5 protein-coding genes are annotated in these 4197 nt (G+C 59.8%); 3 read left to right on the plus strand and 2 right to left on the minus strand.

The features are described from left to right. On the plus strand, positions 1 to 399 hold a 399-nt coding region (locus tag WCA53_RS24990; protein ID WP_423916733.1), incomplete at its 5' end, for a DUF2844 domain-containing protein. Positions 400 to 417: 18 nt separating this feature from the next. Continuing rightward, positions 418 to 1698: a DUF3443 domain-containing protein gene (locus WCA53_RS24995; RefSeq protein WP_423916735.1), complete on the plus strand. Its 1281-nt coding sequence runs from the start codon at positions 418 to 420 to the stop codon at positions 1696 to 1698. 123 nt (positions 1699 to 1821) lie between these two features. Here WCA53_RS24995 and WCA53_RS25000 read toward each other — a convergent pair whose 3' ends face one another. Then, positions 1822 to 2394 carry a helix-turn-helix transcriptional regulator gene (locus WCA53_RS25000; RefSeq protein WP_423916737.1) on the minus strand — a complete coding sequence of 191 codons (573 nt, stop codon included), beginning with the start codon at positions 2392 to 2394 and terminating at the stop codon, positions 1822 to 1824. Positions 2395 to 2800: 406 nt separating this feature from the next. Here WCA53_RS25000 and WCA53_RS25005 point away from each other — a divergent pair, with 406 nt between their 5' ends. Next, on the plus strand, positions 2801 to 3595 hold the full coding sequence (locus WCA53_RS25005; RefSeq protein ID WP_423916739.1) for an alanyl-tRNA editing protein: 795 nt from the start codon (positions 2801 to 2803) through the stop codon (positions 3593 to 3595). Positions 3596 to 3651: 56 nt separating this feature from the next. On the opposite strand, the gene WCA53_RS25010 is transcribed toward WCA53_RS25005, so the two are convergent. Continuing rightward, positions 3652 to 4197, minus strand: a 546-nt coding sequence (locus WCA53_RS25010) for an SDR family oxidoreductase (protein WP_423916741.1), incomplete at its 5' end; no start/stop codon positions are given.

A 4197-nucleotide genomic window follows, 5' to 3' on the forward strand; every position in this document is an offset into this window, starting at 1 on the left:
CCGATGACTCCGCCCGCCGGCGCCGTCGTCAACAACGCGGTCGCGCGGGCGGCGGTTACCGGAGCTTCGTCGGCGAGTGCCAGCGCCTATACCGTCCGGTCAACCACGCTCGCGATCGGGACCGTGGTCAACGAATATGTAGGCGCCGGCGGCGTGGTGTTCGGCATTGCGTGGCGAGGGCCGAGATTCCCCGATCTTCCCAGCTTGCTAGGCGACTATTTCCCGCAATATGTCCAGGGCATCAAGAACCAGCGCGCCAATGGCGGCGGCCGTGGTCCCGTCAGCGTGACGGGAAGCTCGCTCGTCGTGCATTCCGGCGGCCACATGGGTGCGTTTACCGGTCAGGCATACCTGCCTCAGGCGTTGCCCGCCGGCGTCACCGCCAGCGACATTCAATAACGGACGGAGACTCCAACCATGCGTCCGACGCCCTTCACGTCACCCGCTCATTTACTTCGCTGGCTCGCCGTCCTCACCCTATCGATACTTCTGGCGGCCTGCGGCGGTGGAGGCGACTCAGGTGGCGGCTCCGGCGGCAACTCCGGCAATTCCGGCAATTCCGGTAACCCGAGTCCCATCAGCGGTGGTCCGACGGCGCAACCGATTGCCTTCACGGCGGCGAATACGGTGCCCATCACAGTCGGTCCCGGCGCGCAAAACTTCGTGAACATCCCGAACGTGACCGTCACCGTCTGCGTGCCCGGCACCAGCACGTGCCAGACCATCAATAACATTCAACTCGATACCGCCTCATACGGTTTGCGGCTTGCGAGCGACGCCGCCGCGCAGATTATCGGCGCGCTGAAGATCAATACCTCGGCGAGCGGCGGCCAATTGGCGGAATGCACGCAATTCGCCGACGGTTTCGTGTGGGGCACCGTGCGCACCGCCGACGTGAAGATTGGCGGGGAAACGGCCAGCAGCGTTCCGATCCAGGTGGTTGGCGACTTGAACGCATCGAGCGTGCCGGCGACCAATTGCATTAACGGCAGCAATGAGAGCACGTCCGCGGATCTCGGCGCGAACGGCATCCTGGGCATAGGCGTGTCAGCCACCGACTGCGGCACTGCGTGTGCGGACGCCGTACTCAGCAACTATTACTCGTGCCCGTCGGGGACGAACTGCTCGCTGGCCGGAGTGCCGATCGCCAACCAGGTGACGAACCCGGTCACCAAGTTCGCGGTCGACAACAACGGCGTCATCGTGCAATTGCCGCCGTTGCAGGGTCCGGCGCCATCGGTCACGGGAACGCTGGTGTTCGGCATTGGTACCCAGAGCAACAACGCTTTGACGGGCGTGACTGCGTATAAATCGGACGATACGGGGACGATCAATGGGACTTACAAAGGGGCAGCCGTGGCCACCTTCTTCGATACCGGTTCGAACGGCATGTTTTTCACCGATTCGTCCTTGCCCCTTTGCAGGTCCACCTTCACGGACTTTTACTGTCCCTCCAGCACGCAGTCGCTTTCCGCTACGGTCAGCGGGGTGAACGGAGCGACATCGGGCACGGTTAATTTCAGCGTGGTCAATGCGCAGACCTTAGGTGCCAACGGCTCGAATTTCGCGTTGCCCGGTTTGGCCGGCAGTTACGGCGGAGGCCCGGGGTTGTTCGATTTCGGCTTGCCGTTCTTCTTTGGCCGGCACGTTTATTACGCGTTTGCGTCGGCGAGCGCGACGCCTTACGTAGGGTTTTAAGCGGGCGGGTGTTGCGTGAAAAAGCCCGGCACGATGATGTGCCGGGCTTTTTTGATTGGCGTATCCGCACAACGCGGTATGCGAGTTATTCGCAACGCGTTGGAGCGGGCGGTGACGTCCGATTCACGCGCGGAAATCTCGTGGCGCGACGCCCAGGCGCTCCCTGAAGACGGCCGACATATGAGCGTGAGAGGAAAACCCGCAGCCCAGCGCGATCTCGCGCAAGTCGTGCGGTGAATGTCGTATCAGGTCTCTCGCGCGCGCCAGCCTTCGATCGATGAGATAGCTGTGAGGGCTTTTGCCCACCGCCGCTTTAAACGAGCGAATAAAGAATCCCTCCGATAAGTCCAGCGCCGCAGCCATGTCCCGGATGCTGGTCCCTTCGCCCATATTCCGATCGATGATTTCATCGATACGTCGAAGACGCGCGGTCGTCATCCAGCCAGCCAGCGCAGATTCAATGTTCGAATCTCGTAGCTCGATTTGAACGCGCTCGAAAAGAGCGATTGCTTTCTCTTCGGCTAACAGCGGCACACAGTCGGTACCGAGCAGCAGGCTTCGAAGCGCTTCTGCGTCGGCAATGGCACACGGGTCAACAACGTCACTGAATTGACGAATCGATACACCGTCAACGGCCTGTCCGGGCTCGCAAACGATCCGCAAGTACTCGCCTCCGATTGCCGAAACCGAAAACACTTCGCATCCACTGGGTGTAAAGGCGAGGCTGTTGGGCTTCGTACGGAATGGCCGGATACGGTCGCTCGCAAATGCATGGCGCCCGTCCTGGCTTTCGAAAGCAAAGCCAATGACGGCCCTGTCTGGAAGGAAGGATGTTTCATAGGGCTGCCGAGGCAGCAATTCCACTCGATATGAACCGGCGATCAGGCAGCGAAGTGGCTCCTCGTTTGGTTTTGGTAATGTTTGCGACAAGGAGATTCTCCACGGATCGTCATGACCAAGCGTCTCATTGGTCAAACTTTAGGTCAGCTTTTTGACAACGCAAATTGGCGCAATCGTTAAGAATAGTAAGCCTAAGCATTCGGTAGTAGCTGGTTGCAACGCTCTCTTACGAATGTCGATTCCTAACTGAGAAGGCCATCGTATGTTTGTGCTTAATCGAACGACCCAAAAGCTTTATTACGACGATCCGTCCCTGACCGAGTGCACTGCCCGTGTCGTGAAGGTTGATCTCAACCACGTAGAACTCGACGCGACCGCCGCGTACCCCGAGGGGGGCGGACAAGATGCGGACCAAGGCGTGATCATCATCCCGGACGGCCGGGAGATTCGTTTCGTTCACGTCCGCAAGATGTACGGAAATCGCGCACTTCTAGCGGATTTTCCTGATATCCAGGTGGGCGGAATCATCGAACACGTGGTTCACGACGACGATCTTCCGCTGCTCCCGTGTCTCGCCGCAGGCATGCTGGTGGTTGTCCGTATAGAGAGGCTGCGCCGAGCGCAACTGTCGCTCAGTCACACCGCTGCCCACTTGCTATATCTGGGCGTCGCCGCTGTCAGGCCCGGCGCGATTGCCGGAATATTCGGCTGTCACATCCGCACGGACGCTGCGCGCCTCGACTTCAGCGTCACAGACCGTTTCACGATCGACGATGTAGGCCAAATCGAACGTATTGCAAATGAACTGGTGACTCGGGATAGTGAGGTGCGCGTTTATCCACATGAGAAGTTTCGCGATGCCCGCTATTGGGAATGCGAGGGCAACGTCATGCCCTGCGGGGGCACGCATATCTCATCGACAGGGCGCATTGGCGTCATGCGAATCAGCAGGAAGAGTCTGGGCAAGGGTAAAGAGCGCTTGTCTGTCAATTTCGACAATGCCACGTTTGATCTTGGCGAAGCGCTCCGACCAGAAGATCTTGGCGATTCCCCATGACCACGAACTCGGGTACGCGGTAGCTTAAATAGCCTTGTGGGGGCGCTGCGCCGCAATCACTCGCCCCCTCTCGGTTTCCTTGGCGCCTTCTCAGCCATCCGGTCGTACAGCCATCGCGGCAATACATGCATCAACGAACCGACCACACGCATCTGCCAAGGAAACGTCGCGAAGCTCACCTTCCGCTCGATAGCGCCAGCGGCCTTCTCGGCGAAACGATCGGCGTCCATCAGGAAGGGCATCGAATAGGGATTGTGTGCGGTCATGGGGGTGCGGATGTAGCCGGGCGCAATCGTCACAACCGATACCCCTTTGGGCCGCATTTCCACCCGCAACGCTTCCAGATACTTCAGCGCCGCCGACTTCGATGCGCTATACGCCGCCGATCCCGGTAACCCGCGCACGCCCGCCACGCTCCCAATCCCGACCAGCGTGCCGCGCCGTTCTTCAATCATTTGCGCAACAAACGGCTCAAACGTCGCGACCATGCCGTAGTAGTTGACGTCCATGACCTTGCGGAACGTGTCGAGGTCGCCGTATCCGGTGAGCGCGCCTTCGCTGATTCCCGCATTGGCAATGACGACGTCGGCACCCCCATGCAT

It is taken from the genome of Caballeronia sp. (assembly GCF_049581465.1).
In the GTDB taxonomy this organism is placed as follows: Bacteria; Pseudomonadota; Gammaproteobacteria; order Burkholderiales; family Burkholderiaceae; genus Caballeronia.

Excerpts from the sequence above, each read along its gene's own strand:
- WCA53_RS24995 (WP_423916735.1), top strand. The coding sequence starts at position 418 with ATGCGTCCGACGCCCTTCACGTCACCCGCTCATTTACTTCGCTGGCTC.
- WCA53_RS25005 (WP_423916739.1), top strand. The coding sequence starts at position 2,801 with ATGTTTGTGCTTAATCGAACGACCCAAAAGCTTTATTACGACGATCCG.